The sequence below is a fragment of the Tolypothrix sp. PCC 7601 genome, from assembly GCF_025677855.1.
Lineage (GTDB): Bacteria > Cyanobacteriota > Cyanobacteriia > Cyanobacteriales > Nostocaceae > Aulosira > Aulosira diplosiphon.
This window is the reverse complement of sequence record NZ_CP064879.1, coordinates 8,231,214-8,249,802: the sequence shown is the minus strand read 5'-3', so window position 1 is coordinate 8,249,802 and position 18,589 is coordinate 8,231,214. Positions and strand designations below refer to the sequence as shown.

At 41.0% G+C, this 18,589-nt stretch carries 15 protein-coding genes and 1 pseudogene; 6 read left to right on the top strand and 10 right to left on the bottom strand.

The features are described from left to right. Positions 1-164 precede the first annotated feature (164 nt). On the bottom strand, positions 165-710 hold the full coding sequence (locus tag HG267_RS33380) for an RNA 2'-phosphotransferase (protein ID WP_045871541.1): 546 nt from the start codon (positions 708-710) through the stop codon (positions 165-167). A 405-nt stretch (positions 711-1,115) separates the two neighbouring features. Here HG267_RS33380 and HG267_RS33375 point away from each other — a divergent pair, with 405 nt between their 5' ends. The 4 genes from HG267_RS33375 (at position 1,116) to HG267_RS33360 (ending at position 5,780) form a co-directional block, all read left to right on the top strand. Further along, complete coding sequence (locus tag HG267_RS33375; RefSeq protein WP_045871540.1) at positions 1,116-2,141, top strand: HEAT repeat domain-containing protein; 1,026 nt, start codon at positions 1,116-1,118, stop codon at positions 2,139-2,141. 569 nt (positions 2,142-2,710) lie between these two features. Beyond that, the gene (locus tag HG267_RS33370) at positions 2,711-3,091 is read left to right on the top strand and encodes a DUF2809 domain-containing protein (RefSeq protein ID WP_045871539.1); all 381 of its coding nucleotides are present in this window, start codon (positions 2,711-2,713) and stop codon (positions 3,089-3,091) included. Positions 3,092-3,299: 208 nt separating this feature from the next. Continuing rightward, complete coding sequence (locus HG267_RS33365; RefSeq protein WP_052335257.1) at positions 3,300-5,015, top strand: WG repeat-containing protein; 1,716 nt, start codon at positions 3,300-3,302, stop codon at positions 5,013-5,015. A 582-nt stretch (positions 5,016-5,597) separates the two neighbouring features. Beyond that, positions 5,598-5,780, top strand: coding sequence for a hypothetical protein (locus tag HG267_RS33360; protein WP_155539357.1), 183 nt, complete (start codon positions 5,598-5,600; stop codon positions 5,778-5,780). A gap of 1,359 nt (positions 5,781-7,139) precedes the next feature. On the opposite strand, the gene HG267_RS33355 is transcribed toward HG267_RS33360, so the two are convergent. From HG267_RS33355 to HG267_RS33340, 4 genes and pseudogenes are all read right to left on the bottom strand, one after another. Continuing rightward, a complete protein-coding gene (locus HG267_RS33355) occupies positions 7,140-7,586 on the bottom strand; it encodes a DUF3598 family protein (RefSeq protein WP_045871538.1) in 447 nt (148 codons plus the stop codon). Between the two features lie 76 nt (positions 7,587-7,662). After that, positions 7,663-9,081: an aldehyde dehydrogenase family protein gene (locus tag HG267_RS33350; protein WP_045871537.1), complete on the bottom strand. Its 1,419-nt coding sequence runs from the start codon at positions 9,079-9,081 to the stop codon at positions 7,663-7,665. A gap of 313 nt (positions 9,082-9,394) precedes the next feature. Further along, complete coding sequence (locus HG267_RS33345) at positions 9,395-10,447, bottom strand: nitrilase-related carbon-nitrogen hydrolase (RefSeq protein ID WP_045871536.1); 1,053 nt, start codon at positions 10,445-10,447, stop codon at positions 9,395-9,397. A gap of 21 nt (positions 10,448-10,468) precedes the next feature. Then, a pseudogene (locus HG267_RS33340) lies at positions 10,469-10,685 on the bottom strand (red chlorophyll catabolite reductase); the annotation flags it as partial. A gap of 16 nt (positions 10,686-10,701) precedes the next feature. Here HG267_RS33340 and HG267_RS33335 point away from each other — a divergent pair. Beyond that, entirely contained in the window at positions 10,702-11,103 is a 402-nt protein-coding gene (locus HG267_RS33335; protein WP_081584067.1) for a reverse transcriptase domain-containing protein, read from the top strand. Here the strand turns inward: HG267_RS33335 and HG267_RS33330 are convergent. Genes HG267_RS33330 through HG267_RS33320 form a run of 3 tightly spaced genes read right to left on the bottom strand, consistent with a single transcriptional unit; the run spans position 10,990 to position 13,669 of the window. Next, entirely contained in the window at positions 10,990-12,717 is a 1,728-nt protein-coding gene (locus HG267_RS33330) for a recombinase family protein (RefSeq protein ID WP_063749834.1), read from the bottom strand. The genes HG267_RS33335 and HG267_RS33330 overlap by 114 nt on opposite strands. Before the next feature lie 55 nt (positions 12,718-12,772). Beyond that, positions 12,773-13,408 (bottom strand): hypothetical protein, encoded by a 636-nt coding sequence (locus HG267_RS33325; protein ID WP_045871534.1) that lies wholly within the window; start codon positions 13,406-13,408, stop codon positions 12,773-12,775. 33 nt (positions 13,409-13,441) lie between these two features. After that, the gene (locus tag HG267_RS33320; RefSeq protein WP_045871533.1) at positions 13,442-13,669 is read right to left on the bottom strand and encodes a hypothetical protein; all 228 of its coding nucleotides are present in this window, start codon (positions 13,667-13,669) and stop codon (positions 13,442-13,444) included. 412 nt (positions 13,670-14,081) lie between these two features. Between HG267_RS33320 and HG267_RS33315 the strand changes: the two genes are divergently transcribed. After that, on the top strand, positions 14,082-15,374 hold the full coding sequence (locus HG267_RS33315; protein WP_052335256.1) for a hypothetical protein: 1,293 nt from the start codon (positions 14,082-14,084) through the stop codon (positions 15,372-15,374). 22 nt (positions 15,375-15,396) lie between these two features. Here HG267_RS33315 and HG267_RS33310 read toward each other — a convergent pair whose 3' ends face one another. Together HG267_RS33310 and HG267_RS33305 are read right to left on the bottom strand one after the other, a co-directional pair. Beyond that, positions 15,397-16,707 (bottom strand): clostripain-related cysteine peptidase, encoded by a 1,311-nt coding sequence (locus HG267_RS33310; protein ID WP_045871532.1) that lies wholly within the window; start codon positions 16,705-16,707, stop codon positions 15,397-15,399. 76 nt (positions 16,708-16,783) lie between these two features. After that, positions 16,784-18,571 (bottom strand): Hsp70 family protein, encoded by a 1,788-nt coding sequence (locus tag HG267_RS33305; RefSeq protein WP_045871531.1) that lies wholly within the window; start codon positions 18,569-18,571, stop codon positions 16,784-16,786. Between the last annotated feature and the right edge of the window lie 18 nt (positions 18,572-18,589).

Genomic DNA, 18,589 nt, shown 5'->3' with positions numbered 1-18,589 from the left:
TTTTATATTTATTTTTTAATGTAAATTTTCAGTTCACGTAAGATGCGTTACGCTATCGCTAACGCATCAGATTTGAGATTTTTTCATAAATCAAATCGGATTCCTGTATAAATGTTCATTCTTAATGTAGATATTGCTATAAATTAACAGCTATTACTCAAAAATTAAATTATTTGTAAATACTCAGGAGGAATATTATCTACTAACCAAACACCGTTATCAGAACAGTAGAAGATATAGCCAGCCTGATGCATTGCAACTGCATTAACAGCAAAAACTATCGGCTTTCCATGTCTTGCACCCACATTCTTGGCAGTAGCAATATCTTTTGATAAATGTACATGATGACGAGACATTTTACTTAGTCCCGTTTGTAAAATTGACTCTACAGATTGTTTCGCTGTACCGTGGTAAAGTACATCTGGAGGTACAACAGGTTCTAATTGCAAATCAACTTCTATACTATGCCCTTGATTAGCACGAATTAGAGTACCTGTAGAGTCAAAAGAAAAGCGTTGTTTATCGTTGCTTTCTACTACTAGCTGTAATTCTTGGCGAGTGATAGGAAACTTGTTTTTTGCACAAGCAGTTAGTAGTTCATTAATCTCAATCCAGCCACCAGGGGCAAGTTTTATACCAATATCTGCGGGCTTATGCCGCAGATGTTTACTAAGAAACTTGCTGATTTTGAGCAAGCGAGAATCGTTCATTTGATTGTAATTAAATTTATACTACATATATATATTAATTGTAATACAAAAAATAACTAGCGTCAATTTATAGTGTATTGCAGGTTAATAGAGTAGATTGTTTATCAAAATTAACCATAAAGTAAGCAATACACCTTTGCGGCTAAAAGGCTGATACTCACCAAACAAACGAGCAGGTTAGTAAATGCTCCTAACTACAAGTGATGCGTGTAATTTATGTACAAAAAGAGTATCAAAAAAATCTCTAATTAATTTGACTTCAATCTGGCAAATTTGTTTTCCGAAAAAATGCAGGTAGATGTTGTAGTGACATTAATCTGTTCCCTATTGAAAAACTTCAGTTATCGACTGGGAAGGGGTTCTAATATCTTAACTATGTAACCCAGATACCAACAAAATAATCTTATGAAACAACATATAATTGCAACTAGCCTGTTGGTTTTGACTCTGAGCGCTTGCAATCTAAACTCTGTAAAAGATTCTAAAGTTCAGCGTCTAGCAGATGAGAAAAATGTCAAAGAACTGATAGCTGGTTATATCCAAAAGTCGCCGACTTTCGGCACAGATCAAGCAGCCGAAGCATTAGGAAATTTAGGAGATAAGCAAGCTGTCGAACCGTTAATTGCTGTGCTGAATACTCCTGTGAAAGCCTCTGCATCTTCTGCAGAAATTAAAACTCATGCAGCAGCTGCGATCGCACTGGGAAAACTCAAAGATACCCGTGCTGTTAAGCCTTTAGTCGCCAATGTCAACCATCCCAGTTCACGTATTGCGAATGCTGCTAAAACTGGGCTGAAGGATATCGCCGCCACAAATCCCAAGATTGTCGATCAAGTGCTACCTGGCTTTAAAAAGGACGATCCTGCATCTGTAATTGCTATGGGTGCGATCGGTAAACCTGCGCTGGAACCAATGCTAGCAGCACTAAAAGAACCCGACGCAAGAACGAGGACAAATGCGGCTAGCGTTTTGGCAGATATTGGCGATCCCAAAGCAATTGAACCATTAACCAAAAATTTAACTGACTGGGCATCTAGCCCAATGGTTGGTGTAGCTTTAGAAAAGCTTAACTGGCAAGCAGTATCAGATGCAGATAAAGTGCATTTATTAATCGCTAAAAGTAAAGGAGAAGAATTACGTAATAATTGGGAGATGACAAAAGGCGTTTTGCTCAAAGATTTAGATTCAAAAGACCCCCGGACTTTATCTTATGCCCTATATTCTTTTATTAGTATTGGTGGCAAGGGTACGACAGAAACTTTGGTTAAAGTCTTGAAGGAAGACGGCAATAAAAATTTAGCGCTTGCCTATCTGAATTGTGGCGAACCAACATTAGAAAAAGCTGCTCAAGATTGGGCGACTTCTAGAGGATACCGAGTAGTTAAGACTGCCCAAAAAGACCAACAAACAGTCAAATGGGGTTCATTTTAGCGCTTTTATTGTAATTTGATTTTCATCTTGATAAAAATAGGCTCGTAAGGGCGGGGACAATGCCCATTGGTGTCAACTTAATGTGAAACCCGCTTGGCGACAACGTTCTGCCCTCACCCCCAGCCCCTCTCCCAGCAGGCTACGGTGTACACACAAGTCCTAAAATCCTTGCCGCATAAGATGCAAGCCTTAGTAGGTAAGGTTTTGAGATTATCAATTAGATTGTCAATAGTCCTAACTTATTGATCAGCATTTAACGGAAAATCAAGGATTTAAAACATAAATTTCCGTTCTTGTGCGTCAATTTGATTCCCAAACCAAGATGTGTGTACACCGTAGCTCCCAGCAGGAGAGGGGAGCAAGAGATTTAATTCCCCTTCTCCCTGAGGGAGAAGGGGGATGAGGGTGCGAGGTATTTGTACAACACGCGCCGTATATAGCTTTTAGCTTAAGTTGACACGTATGAATGGTGCCGTGCCCCTACAAAGAATTGATTTATCGCAAACATTGTTTGAATTGGTATAAGTATAAAATTAAACAATACTACAGATTTACTTTTTACTACTCAGATGCTTAAATTCGATAAAAAATATTTATATCTAACGCTCTTACTATTTGTCATAGAGGTGTGTATTGCTGTTTTCTTTGATGACAGTTTTATACGTCCTTTTGTCGGTGATGTTTTAGTAGTTATATTAATTTATTGCTTTGTGAAAAGTTTTTGGCAGATCAAAGCAAATGTTTTGGCTTTATCTGTTTTTGTATTTGCTTGTATTATCGAAATTCTGCAATATTTTAATTTTGTCAAGGTTTTAGGATTAGAAAAATATAAGATTGCGGTTGTAGTATTGGGCAGTTCATTTGATTGGAAGGATATCATTGCTTATGCAATAGGTAGCGCCACAGTCTTGTGGTTAGAAAATAGGATAAACAAACGGCTGAAAAGCTAATAAGTTTAAATATTATTTAATTGCTAACAAAATTTCATCTAAGTGGGATGCATTAGGCGTGAGCCGTAACGCATCCTACTTGAATCCGTTGACTATTGACAATGTTTAATATATTTTCTTTAATGCAGAATAGCTTGTTTTGTGATGTTACCTCACAGATAAGCGTAAACCAGCAATGTCATTTATATTAGCTATTACAAAATACTAGATGAATACCAGCTTAAAATTAATTGCCAACACTTCACTGATTGTTACATTATTAGGTCAGATATTTATATCTAAAGCTTCGGCATTTTCTGATATAAAAAATCAAATAGCCAAAGATTGTATTACTCAACTGGCGGAACGCAACTTAATTAGAGGATATGCAGATCAAACATTCCGCCCCCAGTCAACTATTAATCGAGCTGAGTTTGTGGTTTTATTATTAAATGCCTTTCCTAATAGCGAAGTAAAACACCCAGGAATGGAATTTAAAGATGTTCCCAATACGCATTGGGCATATAAAGCCATTCAAGCTGCTTATCAACGGGGATTTTTTAGCGGATATCCAGACCGTACTTTTAGACCATCTCAAGCTATTCCCAGGGTACAGGCGATCGCAATTCTGAGCAATCATCTCAATTTCAATACTCCAGAGAATGCAGAAACCATACTCAAACAGCATTTTGATGATGAAGCACAGATTCCAGATTATGCCAGAAAATCCCTAGCTGCAGGCATAATTGGGCGGATAGTAGTTAACTACCCCAACATCAAACAACTACAACCGAATAAAGGTGCTACTCGAGGTGAAGTTGCAGCAATTATCTGTCAATCTTTAAATTTAGCGAGAACTATACCCTTAGAATACATTGCTGGTGGGAAGCAACCTTTTACAATTCCGCCAGAAATGGGAGGATTTACAAATTTTTCTGAAGGGTTAGCGGGTGCAGAAGTTAATAGAAAGTATGGATTTATTAATAAAACTGGTGAATTAGTGATAGCTGCTAAATTTGATGGAATTCAGAATTTTTCTTCTGGGTTAGCGGCTGTGAAAATTGGGGATAAATGGGGTTATATCGACAAAACAGGTAAATTAGTTATCCCAGCACAATTTTTGCAACAACCCGCAGATTTTGTTGAGGAAGTAGCCCAGGTTCAGGTAGAAGATAAAATAGGATTTATTGATAAAACTGGCAAGCTTTTATTTACCGTTACCTATCCAGGTGCTAACTCATTACAAGTGAATAATTTTTCCGATGGGCTGGCGGCGGTGAGAATTGACTCAGAAAGAACAGGATTTATTGATAAAACTGGTAAATTTGTGATTGAACCACAACCTTATAATATTGCAGATTTTGCCTCTGGGTTGGCAGCTATTAAGGTAAATAATAAATATGGTTATATAGATAAAACTGGTAAAGTGGTAATTACCCCTCAATTTAATAAAGCCAAGCGATTTACCGAAGGATTGGCAGCAGTAGATTTTAGTGCCAACGGCATTTCTAATTGGGGTTATATTGACTCTACAGGTAAAACAGTAATAGCACCACAATTTTATGATGCTAAGAATTTTTCTGAGGGGTTGGCGTGCATATATTCAGAACAAGGTTTTGGTTTTATAGATAAAACAGGGAAATTAGTTATTTCGAGTAGTCAATTAACCTCTAATGCGGGTAACTTCATCTCAGAATTAGGCTCATTTTCATCAGGGTTAGCGTTGGTGAAAATTGGCAATAAATTTGGCTATATAGATAAAACTGGCAAGTCAATTATCAAGGTAGAACTGCCTAATGCTTTGAGTTTTCAGGATGGTATGGCTATGGTAAATGTATCTGGCACATGGATAAAAAATATTGGCTTTGATAGTGCTAATATTCCTATTATTGACTACACTTTTGACGGCGGTAAATGGGGTTATATCCGTTCGCCATTGAATTGAAAGTGCTGACTTCTGATACCATTTTGAAAAAAGAATGCCACAGATGAGTAGGGAACATACACCATTGGTATCAACTTAACGTGAAACCCGCTTTGTGCAAAGGTTTTTCCCTCACCCCCAGCCCCTCTCCCTCAGGGAGAGGGGAGCAAGAGATTCAATTCCCCTTCTCCCTGAGGGAGAAGGGGTTAGGGGATGAGGGTGCGAGGTATTTGTACAACACCCGCCGTATATAGCTTTTAGCTCAAGTTTACACCAATGGGCATCCACAATCTTTTGGTATATTCAATTATCTTACTTGTGCCGTGCCCTTACATGGAATTTATTTGTCGCAAACAGTATTTGAATTGGTATGAGTTTTTAATTAGGGACTTCCAGAAATAAAATTTAGATGAACAGCTATCTGATATATGTTGCGCTCAAGATGTTTGCAGCACAGGGGTTATAGGGGATCATGAGTGATATTACTCAATGATATGTTGTAAATTTTAAAAGTTAGCCCGTATATTTCTGGAAAAGCCATTGTACAATTTGTAGTCATAGGGCAAGTATCACTGGATGCTCCCGTTACCTCAAGAGGGTTAAATGATTAATCGCTTTGTGAATCTCGTTTTTATTGATTCCTTTGCCATCGCAATTAACGTGACACTTGGTACATTACTTCGCACTAAAATCTGTAACTATTCATGGGATGGAGTTGTAGATAATGATTTGTCAACGTTAGAAAGTAGCAACAGTTCTTGTAATGACTCCTCATCGGTAAATTAATTACAAATTCACTACCCTAACAAAATGTATAAAAATCCGATTTGATTTCTGAAAAAATCTCAGCTTTGGCACTGATGCGTCACGCTATCGCTAACGCATCCTACGTGAACTTTAAATGATATTTGCGGTAGATAAATGATTCTTAAGGGTACAGCAGTGCTGTGCCCCTTTTTTTATAATCGCCTAGAATTTTTAGCTATATTTTCATCATCTTACGGGGAAATGCGATCGCAAAGTCAGCCTTGTAAGCGAAAACGGTGCTACTCAAGTGTTTTTATCCCCTTGCAGTGGAATAGGTTGTGGAAACTAACCTTTTTTCTACTGCTCTGGACACGACAATCAAGGTTTCAATCCCCTTGCGGGGAAATAGGTTGTAGAAATTTGCTGCTGGAACCGTCCCCGCGGACGTGCAGACAGCAGTTGACAAGTTTCAATCCCCTTGCGGGGGAATAGGTTGTGGAAACCCAACCCTATGTTGAGGTTTACCAGATGGTTTCGCAGGTTTCAATCCCCTTGCGGGGGAATAGGTTGTGGAAACGCTGGGTAGATGCCTATCAAAGCCTTTTTGAAATTGCGTTTCAATCCCCTTGCGGGGGAATAGGTTGTGGAAACCCTACATAAGTAATGGTGGTATCGCTGCCAGTAAAGCGTTTCAATCCCCTTGCGGGGGAATAGGTTGTGGAAACCGATGCTGTAGCTCAAAATAAAAACGTCTTTGACTTTGTTTCAATCCCCTTGCGGGGGAATAGGTTGTGGAAACCAAATTACACAATTTTCTGACTGAAGTTTGTGGAGGTTTCAATCCCCTTGCGGGGAAATAGGTTGTGGAAACAGCTCGGTATTGAAACCTAACCAGAGCAAGCTTCCTGGAAAGCATTTTGGCAGATCGAAAATTTTAATCATTTTCAGCCCACCTTATTGAAACTAATTTGCAACTTTCCTGATTGCTAAAACGCTGTAATTATTCACTTGTCAAGGTTCCGGCGATTTTGGCATATCCCCCAGGGTTTTCGCCCCCACTTCGACTTGCCAAACATCAAGCTGTTAAATTCATCATCATGATAAAACTACTTACAAATCTTGTCTAGCTTTTAGTCCCAATAAATTGGGGATGAGGGAGATGAGGGAGATGAGGGGGATGAGGGGGATGAGGGAGATGAGGGAGATGAGGGAGATGAGGGAGATGAGGGAGATGAGGGAGATGGGGAGATGAGGGAGATGGGGAGATGAGGGAGATGAAGAGACAAGGAGACAGGGAGAAATTACTCATTACTCATTACTCATTACTCATTACCCATTACTCATTACTCATTACTCATTACTCATTCCCCCTTCCCCATTCCCCATTCCCCCTTCCCCTTAACGCAACCGTTCCTCTTGTATCAAAGTCCGTTGGTAAATTTGATGATTTTTAAACCAATGCCAGGTACGGGCACGATAGTTATTATCGGGGCTAATTTGAATCATTTCATATAAATTCATGTCTGGTGCTGTTTTATAAGCAAACCACAAAATTACTGTGGAATCATCTATTTCCCAAGCTTTGCCTAAAATCCGTTCCGTATCAAAAAACAGGATTTTATCTTTATATGTGCCAGGAAATTGATGTTCTTCTTGTTTGCCGGTAGACCATTTATAGCGATTAATTTGGTAGTAAGGATAGGTAGAATCTTCTGGGAACTGGCAGCTGAGGTGAGACTCATACTTATCGAGAATATTCCCCGCATTATCTACTATAGTATACGTGCCTACCCAATCTCCTTCGTGACGGACAAGCACGGGCATTCCTTCTCGGATTGTAGACATACAAAGCTCCTTGAAATTAGCTGCTAGGAATCAATTATCAGGTCTGAATGTTAAATTATCAGATTTGAATTTTTTCTTAACTATTCTCAAACCACCAAGGGTCATTTGCAGAATTAGTTTTGATTAAAAAGGCTTTTTTCCTCATAAATCTTTTTAACCCTGCTGCACCCATACGTGAGCCACCTAAACCAGATAATTTGAAAGAATTTTTTTCTCCTTCGTACATGATTGAGGTAAGCCCGGCATCATTAATACTAATAGCGCCTGCATCTATGCGCTGGGCGACTTCCATTGCTAATTCTTCTGGTTGTGCAAATACAGCCGCGCTTAATCCATACACTGAATCATTAGCTAATTCAATTGCTTCCTCAATGTTAGAAAATGGCATTACAGGCATAATGGGGCCAAATGTTTCTTCTGTCATCACTTTCATGGAATGATTGACCTGAGTTAACACTGTAGGGCGACACCACCAGCCCCCGCCCAATTCTTCAACTTTACCACCACAGTGAATCACAGCACCTTTTTCGATAGCATCTAAAAGATGATCGCTAATTGCTGCTGCTTGTTTTTCGGAAATAATCGGCCCGATTTCTCCACTTTCTAATGTGGGGTGAGCTAATTTTACTTTTTGGGCTTTAGCTACTAACTGGGCGACAAATTTCTCAAATATAGTTTCGGCAACATAAATGCGCTCAATTGACAGACAAGACTGTCCAGTATTAACAACTGAACCCCATAAAATTGCTGAGGTTGCTAAATCTAAATTAGCCGATCCTAAAACAATTGCCGGGTCTTTTCCTCCTAATTCTAATAAAGCCGGAATAAACTTTTTGGCAGCAAGTTCGCCAATTCTGCGCCCTGTATTGGTACTACCTGTAAAACAGATTAAATCAACATGTTCAATTAAAGCCGTTCCTGTTTCGCCAGATCCTTCCACAAAAGTGAAAACATCCCGCAATTTTGGCACAGCATTGATGGTTGATATTAATGGTGCAACAAAGCGGGGAGCATTTTTACTCGGTTTAACGACAACAGCACAACCCGCTAGCAATGCAGGAATAGCATCAATTGTAGATAGCAATAAGGGCAAATTCCAGGGACTGATTATCCCCACTAGGGGATAGGGAACAGCTGTTTGTTGCAGGGCGATAAAGGGGATAGATGTATTTTTGGCAGTTTCCTGCAATAGTTCTGGTGCCAACCGACACCAACGGTCGATGTTAGAAATAAACGAGTCAATTTCTAATTCCGAGACAGATAATCTTCCTGTATCATTCACCAAAGCCTCAGTCAAGCGATCGCGTCCTGCTAATATCGCTTGTTTCCATTCCTGTAAGGCTTCTACTCTCCCTTCAATACCTATCTGTTGCCAACGAACTTGCGATCGCCGCAACCGATTACACAACTGCGCCAGCAACTTCGGCGGCGGCGGTATAATCACATAGTCAAATTTTCCCGTCCGAGGATTACGAACATCTATTGATTTGGTCATTTGTTATTTGTTATTAGGTAATGGGGCATGGGGCATTGGGCATGGGGCATTGGTAATAGGTAAGTAGCTGGTTGGAATTAAATATAAGATGGACGTAGGTTGGGTTGAGGCACGAAACCCAACACCCGCATGGGTTACGCTATCGCTAACCCATCCTACAAATAATTATGCCTCCCTACTTAATAGGTAATTGGGTGTTTGGTGTTTCTCCCTCATCTTCCTCATCTTCCTCATCCCCCTCATCTCCCTCATCCCCAATCCCCAATCCCCATTACCCCTTATCCCCAGAGGGGGCCCCGAGTTCCCCAATCCCTCAAATCACCCCTAATTCAGCTAGCCGCGCGATGGTTGCTTGCTGGGTTTGCAGAAAGTGTTTGCGGTCTACTTCTGTTTCCAGCATAGTGTTTGGTGGGTAAAATTGTGACTGCAGATAACTCTGGGCGTAGAGTTCAAATCGCTGGCGGGAAAGTAAATTATTTAACCCTGGTCTGCGGCGATCGCGGCGTAATGCTGCTAGGTCTATCTCTGCAAATGCTGCCATGCTTTCGCCTGTGGTTGTCTCTGCTAATACTATGCCGCGATGATCGATAATTTTGGAACCGCCATCAACAGAAGCAAAGGGGATGGGGCTATTAGCGGTACCTGCTGTATTAGCAGATACTACGTAAGCTTGATTTTCTACGGCACGGGTAATTTTAGCTGCGTCTTTGGGTGTGAGTGCTTTGCTATAAACTTCGGATGTGGAGTGGAGAAAAATCTCTGCACCGCGCATTGCTAAACATCGCGCTACTTCTGGATACAATATTTCTTCTGATGCTAAGGCTGCTAAATTACCGATCGCAGTTTTGGCGACTGGGAAAACGCCTTCTAATCCGTAGCAATCGAGATATTTATCCCAAACATCATGGGGAGTCGGGGCAAACATCGAATTTAACCGCCGATAACGCAATACAATTGTCCCCGAAGGGTCAATGACAAAGCAGGTTTGAAAGTATAAACCGGGAAAATTGGGGTCTAATTCGTAGGCGTTACCACCTAAAAATATACGATGTTTTTGAGCAATTTTACTGAGAGCTTCATACTCAGCACCGTGCATTTCCAAACAGGCTTTTTCTGACCACACTGCTAAAGATTCACCCAAAGGAAAACCTGTGAGAAAATATTCAGGTAAAACAATTAACCGACAGTCAAAACCGATAAAAGCGATACTGGCTGCAATTTGTTGTGCCAAGCGGTTAATAGTAGTTTGCATTAAAGCATGAGCTTCAGTGCGATCGCTTGCTTGATTAACTGCATGGCAAGTAACTTGCAGTGCCAAAGCTCGGTATGAGTTGATATTGTCAGTATTATCAGTGTGGGCTGTCATGCTGTTTACAGGGTGGAAATTTTAACTACCACCTTTAAGAATACGATCACCACCCCAGAGCGATCGCACGAGTTTCTCTGTTAATTCTGCTCCTAACAGCCGCACAGCGATTTGGTTATCTGGATCTCGTTCCGCACTGCCATAAATCCCGATTAGCTAAGTCCTCGCGTGTGTTTTCTGGTACAGGTTCAGCTTCGTCAACCCAGACTAACCACCGATCCAACATTTCATGAGCGATCGCAACAAGACGGGTAATGATTCCTAAACCTGGCAAAGCCGAAAAGCGTCCATTAGGAATCCCGAATATGAGGGATAGAGCCACACAAGGTCTAGCAAAATTAGCACTAGAACCTGAATGGGAAGCGGTATTTGAACCAAATTCCTATGGTTTTAGACCAGGACGTTCTGCCCACGATGCGATACAAGCGATATTTTCAGGAATCAGCCAAAAATCAAAAATGGTTTTAGATGCCGATATATCACAATGCTTCGACAGGATTAACCACTCAGCAATAATGGACGAACTCATTGCCCCTTTTGGCTTAAAACTCGGTATCTTCCGATGCCTCAAGGCTGGAGTCAACCCAGAATTCCCCGAACAAGGGACACCCCAAGGGGGAGTGGTTACCCCTCCCACAATCTTGCAAACTTTCTAGCTCAAACTTTGGGAAATCAGGAACTTCCCCTACGCGAAAAACCACATTTACCTGTTCAGTGTCCACCTCAACTCGCTTTACTAGCAGGCGAATAATTTCTCGTTGGCTATTCCATTCTATTGATTCAAGGTTGTTGATGACTTTAGCGGAAAACTCCTCCAAGCGACCAATAATCAGCCTCAGTTCCCGATTTAGCGTAGCCTCATCGTTAAGATTTTTCACCTGGGCTTCGATAACTGCCACTCGTTCTTTAATTTTATGAATCCTGGGCTCAAATTCGTTTTTTTCAATTAGACCCTCAGCATAGCTATCAATCAACCGTGCAATACCCCGACGTAGTTTGGTAATTTGAGATTCTAAGGCTTTAATATTTTCTTGAGTAGCTGAAGTCGGTTCTTGCCCTCGGCGTTGATATTCCAGATAAAGGCGTTGGGGATTTCTGAGCAAAGAACATACTTCTTGCCAAACAGCCGCTTCCAAAGTATCAGTTCGTACCTGGGTATTGCTACAGACTCGATTCCCACCAAAGCGATAAGCATCAGTACCAATGCATCGATAATAAGCATAGTCACGAGGTTTGCTTTTGGCAGATTTATTACTGATAGCTTTGCCATAGTAAGTATAGCCACAGAGCTTGCAGGTAACTAAACCTTGCAACAAGTATCTGGCACCTCGTTGACCAATTCGAGAACGACGCTGATTTTCTTGCAATTGCTCTTGTACAGCAGCGAACAAATTTTCATCCACAATCTTGGGGACTGGGACTGAAATCCATTCAGAGACATCAACTGAGTTGGTTGAATAGTCACGCCTTGGTTGAGCAGAAGCACCCCGAATCGGTCTTAATCGATGCCGACGGGAGCAAACTTGGGTTTTACCAAAAGCAGCAAATCCAATATAGGCTGGGTTTTTGAGCATTCCCCACACCGTAGACCTATCCCAAACTGATTTTCCTGTTTGGGTCAAGTGTCCATCTGCATTCAGTCGCCGACACACTTCCCCAATTGTGAGCCTTTCTCTGCCCACCCAGTCAAATATTTGTCGAACTATTTGAGCTTGTTCAATAACCAATTCAAAGTGAGCCTGACCGCCACCATCAACTTTGCTGACATATTGATAACCATAGGGGGCACAAGACAAGACGTTGACTGAGCCGGATTTGGCTGCATGTCGCTTACCTCGCCGACTGCGTTCCATGATTTTGGCTCGTTCATACTCGGCTACCATCCCCTGTACCTGTAGTAGCAAATCATCTTCTGGAGATTGTCCCAATTCTCGATTGAGGAAAATTACTTCCACGCCACAACGGTACATTTCGTCAATTAATAACACTTGGTAAGCATATTTGCGAGCTAATCGGTCGGGAGAGTGGACGTAAAGCCGATCTACTCCATTAGCAAAAGCCAAGTCCCTCAAACGTTCTAATGCCGGACGTACCAGCGTTGCTCCACTATACCCTGCATCAATAAAGGTCAGTTCTTCACACAGTTTTAACCCATCTGCTGCTACCCTCAAGCGAAGGGCAGCTAATTGACTAGCGACTGTCTGAGTTTCTGTTTGCTGCTCTGTAGAAACCCGAGCGTAGATAGCAGCCTGTATTTGGTTAGTGGTCATAAATTAGACCTTAAATTAAGTAAATTTTTGTGTTCTACCTTAGCGACTGATCTCGTTAAAGATCATCTGCTTTTACCTGGGTTGAGTAGAGTTTTGACAGTAATCGGGCAATTGACTCTCGTGCTGATTTTTTTGCTGTCAGGATAGTTTTTGCGTTTTTGAGTGCAAAAGCCAGTCCTGGAAAAAAGTCGTGAGTAGTCTGACTAATCTCGAGCAAACTTGATTCTGTGACAATATCGAAATTCGGCAATCTTGATTCTGTATCATTTTCAAATTCAGCCGATAATTCTTGCTGTTTCTGTAACTGGGTTAAGGATTGTCCTGAACTAGACATTGATTCTGTGACAGTATCATCAACTAAAGATTTAGATTTTGTGTCAATATCAAATTGCGACTCTGACTGGTGGACAAATTCGCGATCGCTTTGCGGGCGCTCTACGCCATCGCCATTAGTACCAACTAGTTTTGATTTTGTAACTAAATCCTTTTCTCTGTTAATAAATTCTGTGTCATTATCAATCTTTTCACCCTGATCCAGACGACGAGCTATTTCTACAAGTTGAGAAGCAAATTCTTTAGGGATTCTGATTGTACAAGTATCTTTGTGATTCCAGCCTGATTTTCTACCTGCATTTTCCCGATATCCGCCTCTAGGCGAACTTGAGTTGTCAGGTCGCTTCTTTTTTTTCATCAATTTCAACTCCTTCCTGATTCTGTCACAAAATCACCCACTACCAAAATCTAAGGAGTTAAAATGACCGATTTCTTCGGCTTCTTCTCTTGTTAGCTCATTTTGTAATCCGGGATTTTGACTGGATTTTCGTGTTGAAAGGCGAAGTTCAGGAATTACTTGTTCATAGGCACAAGCCATACACTCATCCGATACCCGGCTGGCTTCAAAACTAACTTGCACCTTGAGATGCCGACTTTTTTTCGGCTTTTGACTACTCATGGTTTCTTTCCTCCAATAGATGGCCCTGTAATGCCATCATCGGGGACTATATGAGTATTTATTGGTGCCCCTGCAAAACCTTTACCATAGCCTGGACGCAGTTGTTTTCGAGGAATAGTGACCGAGAACTCTATGGTACTTTTTGCAAGATTGTGGGAGGGGTAATTACCCCTCCTTGTGGTGTCCCTTCCAGGTTAGGAAATAAACTATCTTCAGTAAAATCTTTAAACAAAATGAACAAGCAGAAATTAATGGAGTAAGTTTAGAGATTCCACTAGAATTACAACCAGAGAATCCAACTCATATTAATGGGGTTCAAAAGTTTTTCAGCAGTACAGATAGAATTAGTAGTACAATACGACACAGACAAGGTATTGCTCGGAAAATTGAAGCTGTAGAAGCAAATTTGAGGGTGCTTGCATCTGTCCTTCGTGAAATCGAAGATCATCATAATCAGCTAATGAAGCAGCTAGATAATCTGAACATTAAACAACTCTTCAAAGAAATTGATTTTGTGACGGTTCAACAGAATATAGCAATTGAGTTAGAGGCACTAAAAAAGCTTAGAATTAACTTCTCTCGTAACACCCTAAATATTGGAGTAGTTGGACGAGCAAGGCAAGGCAAGAGCCGATTATTGCAAAGCTTAACAGGACTTAGTGCAAACGAGATTCCTGATGGTAACCGAGGCTTCTGTACTGGTGTAAAGAGCAAAATTTACCATACTCCTAACGTTGAAACCTATGCACCGGTCTGGTTCCATACTGAACAATCATTCTTAGAAGAAGTAATCTTTCCCTATTATGACAAGCTCAACTTAAGCTCTAAGCCCTCAACATTAGAGGAGTTTGCGAGTAGTACACTTCCTGGTCTTCCTGAATACATGAGGAGTACTTCATCGCTTGTAATGTATGATTATCTCCGACAAAATTATTACTTAAATCTTCCTATGTATCGTGAGATGCTTCAGGTACAGTCACCCCAATTAATTGAAAAGAGTCAAATTCGGGAATATCTCTCTCAAGAGAACGTTACAGGTGAACGCACCTATTTTAATTATCTTGCAGTAAGAGAAGTACACATTTATTCTGACTTTCCTAATGCTTATATTGGACAAATTGCTTTAGTTGATATGCCTGGATTAGGTGATGCCAGGCTTGGAGACGAGGAAAAATTAATAAAGTCGCTTGCTGAAGATATTGATATTATTCTCTTTGTACGTCGTCCAAGTCCTTTTGGGGATTACTGGACATCAGCTGATGTAGCTTTGTATGATCTATTCCACGGATTGATGTCCGACCTTCCTCAAAGATCGTTTATGATTCTCAATCGAACAAATATTGACTCTGCGGATAGTGATAATTTGCAAATTTGTCAATATTTCCAATCACAACTAGAGGAAATGCACATTAAAGTTGTCGAATGTATAATTGCTAATTGTGCCGATTCTCAGGAAGTAAATACCCAAATTATTGAGCAGGTTATCAAGTATTTAACTACTAATATCACCTCTCTTAATCGGCAAGATGTATCTTCTCATCAGTTGCGGCTGTTCCAACTTCAAAGTACGATTACTGCCGATCTGAACAAAGCACATCAAGCTTTACTACAAGTACCACAGTTCCAAAATATACAGAAATGGCAACAATTAATAGAACAGGCAGTAACAGTTAGTCAATTACGCAATATGCAGTTCCTTGACTAATTTATAACGTGATACACAATCCTTAAACCAAATCATTAAGCTTCCGTAAAAACTCTCCCCACCCACAACCTGCAAAATCTGACCTGTCATAAAACTGACAATAACCTCTCACTGGTGAATAAATTGACAACCCCTTTACACGCTCAAATCTCACTCCTGAAGTCACATTCGCTAAAATTAACTGCGGTTCAACTTCAACAATCATCAAATTCATCACTTCATCAATAACCTGGGTTAATTCATCACTATCCCCAGCGTATTTATCCTGCAAAACTTTCAAAAAATCATACAAATCTACAAAGTCACTATCCTTAAAACGCACAGCTTTACGTTGAGAATGATACATTGCTTTCTCAGTATAAATGTCTTCTTCTGAAACCAATTGACGCAAAATCGTTGCCAATCTTCCTAAGGAATCAGCCAGTTTCTCAACCACTTTTAAATTTGTTGCTGATTGGGTAATTTGAGTTACACTACCCCGCGATTCTCCTTCGTAGTAGCGCCCATACTCCTGTACAATTAACTTTGCCAACGCCTCCGATGTTATTTCTGGATGGGCGGTTAAATTCTGCAAAATTGCTGTGTAGGGATAACCTGTTAGGGGTTCTACTTCTTGCGATGCAACCATATAATTAGCATTAGCCCGCAGCTGGTAAGCCACTTCCACCATGCCCATTAAGCAGGCATCCATACCAATTAAGCTAACTTTTTTACCTGTAATTGCTTCTGCTTCCTGAAAAGCCTGCTGAAGTTTGGCATTATCTAGGAAATCTAAGGATGAATCATCAAAAGCGATCGCTCGTGAATCTTCATCATCTAGTTGTAGCAATTCCGTAATTGAGGAAAGGAAAAAAGCACGAGACAATCTTCGATTATTTCGGGTAAGGGAACGCACTTCATCCTGACTTGCCTGAATTTCCACACCACGCGATCGCGCAAAAGCATAAATATCATCTTCTTTCCAGCCAGTACCGTGATTCCACAAAATTACTGCATAGTTTTCCGCCGGGTAATTCTCAATTCCCCAAACAATAAAGTCTCGTAATGCACGAGGATCGCCCGTATTCTGCTCTGGGATATTTTCAATGTGCCTGGGTTCTTCTGAAGGGCGAATATATATGCGGTATGTGTGTTCTCTATCAGAAAGAGTATCGAACTGCACTAACACAGCCACTTCTGGTGTTGAGCCAACTGCTTCCATCTCTGCAATGTCTTGATAGCCTTGTGCTTCCATCGGAGCCATTAGGCGCTTACCTTGTAGTTGCTCGAAAACCTTACCGTTGTCCCCAGCCATGTAAACCATCACAGTCCAGTGACGCTCATTGTGAGTCATGTTGCAAAATTTCGTATTTAAGTTTCTTATTTTTATACAAATTTATTGCTGCGATTACCGGAAATTACACAAACTGTTAGTTGATTATTTTGCTTTTAAGTTCGGCAAGTAGTTCCTCTGCTTGGCTGACATCGCGGCTATTAATAGCAGCTTGCAAGTTTCCTAAATTTTCTAATAAAAGATTATCAGATGTCTTGTCTTGATTGAGCGCACGTTGCAGTCGGGTTATCTCTTCTTCTAACTGAAAAATCCGATTAGTCACAGCGTCTTCATTTTCATGCACTTTCGCATCTTCCAGCTTCTTCTCTACCTCTTGTTGAGTCAAGCGATAAAAGCGGTCAAACGTTTTCTCCACAGGTTGCCCATCGGTGCTAGTATCTTCCGCCAACACATGAAGAATACCATCGTGGTCAACTGTGAACTTACAATTAACCCGAACTTCTCCCGCCGGACGCGCAGTAGCTAGGTTGAGAACTACTTCACCGATAAATTCATTGTCCCCGGCAATTGGTCGTTCACCTTGATAAATGCGGAAGCGGATACTCTCTTGTCCATCACGCTGGGTAGTAAAAGCTTGGGAACCCTTGCGCCACTTGGTAACTGGTATTGGTTCATTTGCACAAATAATTGCATCCATCTTGCTGTTAGCTAACTCAATTCCCAAAGACAAGGGCGTTACATCCCAAAGTTTCACCTCATCCCGAAGATAACCGCATAATCTTGCGCCCAGTACCGCCGCACCTCTAGCCACAGCTTCATCTGGATTTACAGAATCGTTGATTGTCCAACTGTAGCGTTCTTTTAGTGCTTCCTTGATAGCAGGTAGCCTGGTTTGTCCACCAACTAACAATACTTGGTCAATGTCTGTGGCTTGCAAATTTGCTTCTTTTAAAGTCGCATCGCAGATATCTAAGGTGCGGTTAATAAAAGGTTGCACAAGTTTTTCTAACTCAGTCCGAGTTAATGTTGCTTCTAGTCCCAAACACTGACTTCCTATAGTGAAAAGATTGGGAATGCTAATTTGATATTCTGTACTTTTAGTTAAAGCAATTTTGGCAGCTTCTGCCGTTTTACGTAACTGCGATCGCACGTTATTATCTTGCTCAACAGGTAAATCTACACTGTGCTGCTGCTGAAACGCAGCTTTCAGCCACGCGACAATTGCCAAATCGAAATCATCACCGCCTAAATGGGTATCGCCGCTAGTAGCCTTTACCCGAAACAAACCCTTTTCAATTCGTAAAATTGAGATATCAAATGTACCACCGCCTAAATCATACACTGCAACTGTTTGGGGTTCTGTACCCAAACCAAATGCTAAAGCCGCAGCCGTTGGTTCATTAATGATTCGCGGAACTCGCAACCCAGCTAATTCTCCGGCTTCTTTGGTAGCCTGACGCTGAGATTCACTAAAATAAGCAGGAACGGTAATGACAGCTTGGGAAATTGTTTTACCCAAAGTTGCTTCAGTATCTTCCTTCAGCTTACGCAAGATTTGAGCAGAAATCTGCGGAGGTGTAAAAGTTTCTTCGCCTACAAGAATAGCAACTTTGCTCTGTTGCACTTCTGCGATAGTGTAGGTAACTTGAGTTTGGTCGATACGTACCCGTTCATCACGAAAGGTACAGCCCATGAAACGTTTTACTGAGTAGATGACTTCACTAGGATGACTGGTAATACAACTTATTGCTGATTTACCAACGATGTGTTGATTTTTTTGGATATCAAACATGACAACTGAGGGAGTGAGGCGATCGCCTTCTGAGTTGGATAAAACTCTCGCTTTTCCTGTGTCTGGTTCCCAAATGGCAATGGCTGAATTAGTTGTCCCTAAATCAATCCCTAAAACATCTACCTCACTCACTGTCTACTCCCCTTTTAA

Coding starts and splice junctions, on each gene's coding strand:
- HG267_RS33350 (WP_045871537.1), bottom strand. CDS start 9,081: ATGACCAAATCAATAGATGTTCGTAATCCTCGGACGGGAAAATTTGAC.
- HG267_RS33320 (WP_045871533.1), bottom strand. CDS start 13,669: ATGAGTAGTCAAAAGCCGAAAAAAAGTCGGCATCTCAAGGTGCAAGTT.
- HG267_RS33335 (WP_081584067.1), top strand. CDS start 10,702: ATGATTCCTAAACCTGGCAAAGCCGAAAAGCGTCCATTAGGAATCCCG.
- HG267_RS33325 (WP_045871534.1), bottom strand. CDS start 13,408: ATGAAAAAAAAGAAGCGACCTGACAACTCAAGTTCGCCTAGAGGCGGA.
- HG267_RS33365 (WP_052335257.1), top strand. CDS start 3,300: ATGAATACCAGCTTAAAATTAATTGCCAACACTTCACTGATTGTTACA.
- HG267_RS33360 (WP_155539357.1), top strand. CDS start 5,598: ATGATTAATCGCTTTGTGAATCTCGTTTTTATTGATTCCTTTGCCATC.
- HG267_RS33345 (WP_045871536.1), bottom strand. CDS start 10,447: ATGACAGCCCACACTGATAATACTGACAATATCAACTCATACCGAGCT.
- HG267_RS33310 (WP_045871532.1), bottom strand. CDS start 16,707: ATGACTCACAATGAGCGTCACTGGACTGTGATGGTTTACATGGCTGGG.
- HG267_RS33380 (WP_045871541.1), bottom strand. CDS start 710: ATGAACGATTCTCGCTTGCTCAAAATCAGCAAGTTTCTTAGTAAACAT.
- HG267_RS33375 (WP_045871540.1), top strand. CDS start 1,116: ATGAAACAACATATAATTGCAACTAGCCTGTTGGTTTTGACTCTGAGC.
- HG267_RS33370 (WP_045871539.1), top strand. CDS start 2,711: ATGCTTAAATTCGATAAAAAATATTTATATCTAACGCTCTTACTATTT.
- HG267_RS33330 (WP_063749834.1), bottom strand. CDS start 12,717: ATGACCACTAACCAAATACAGGCTGCTATCTACGCTCGGGTTTCTACA.
- HG267_RS33355 (WP_045871538.1), bottom strand. CDS start 7,586: ATGTCTACAATCCGAGAAGGAATGCCCGTGCTTGTCCGTCACGAAGGA.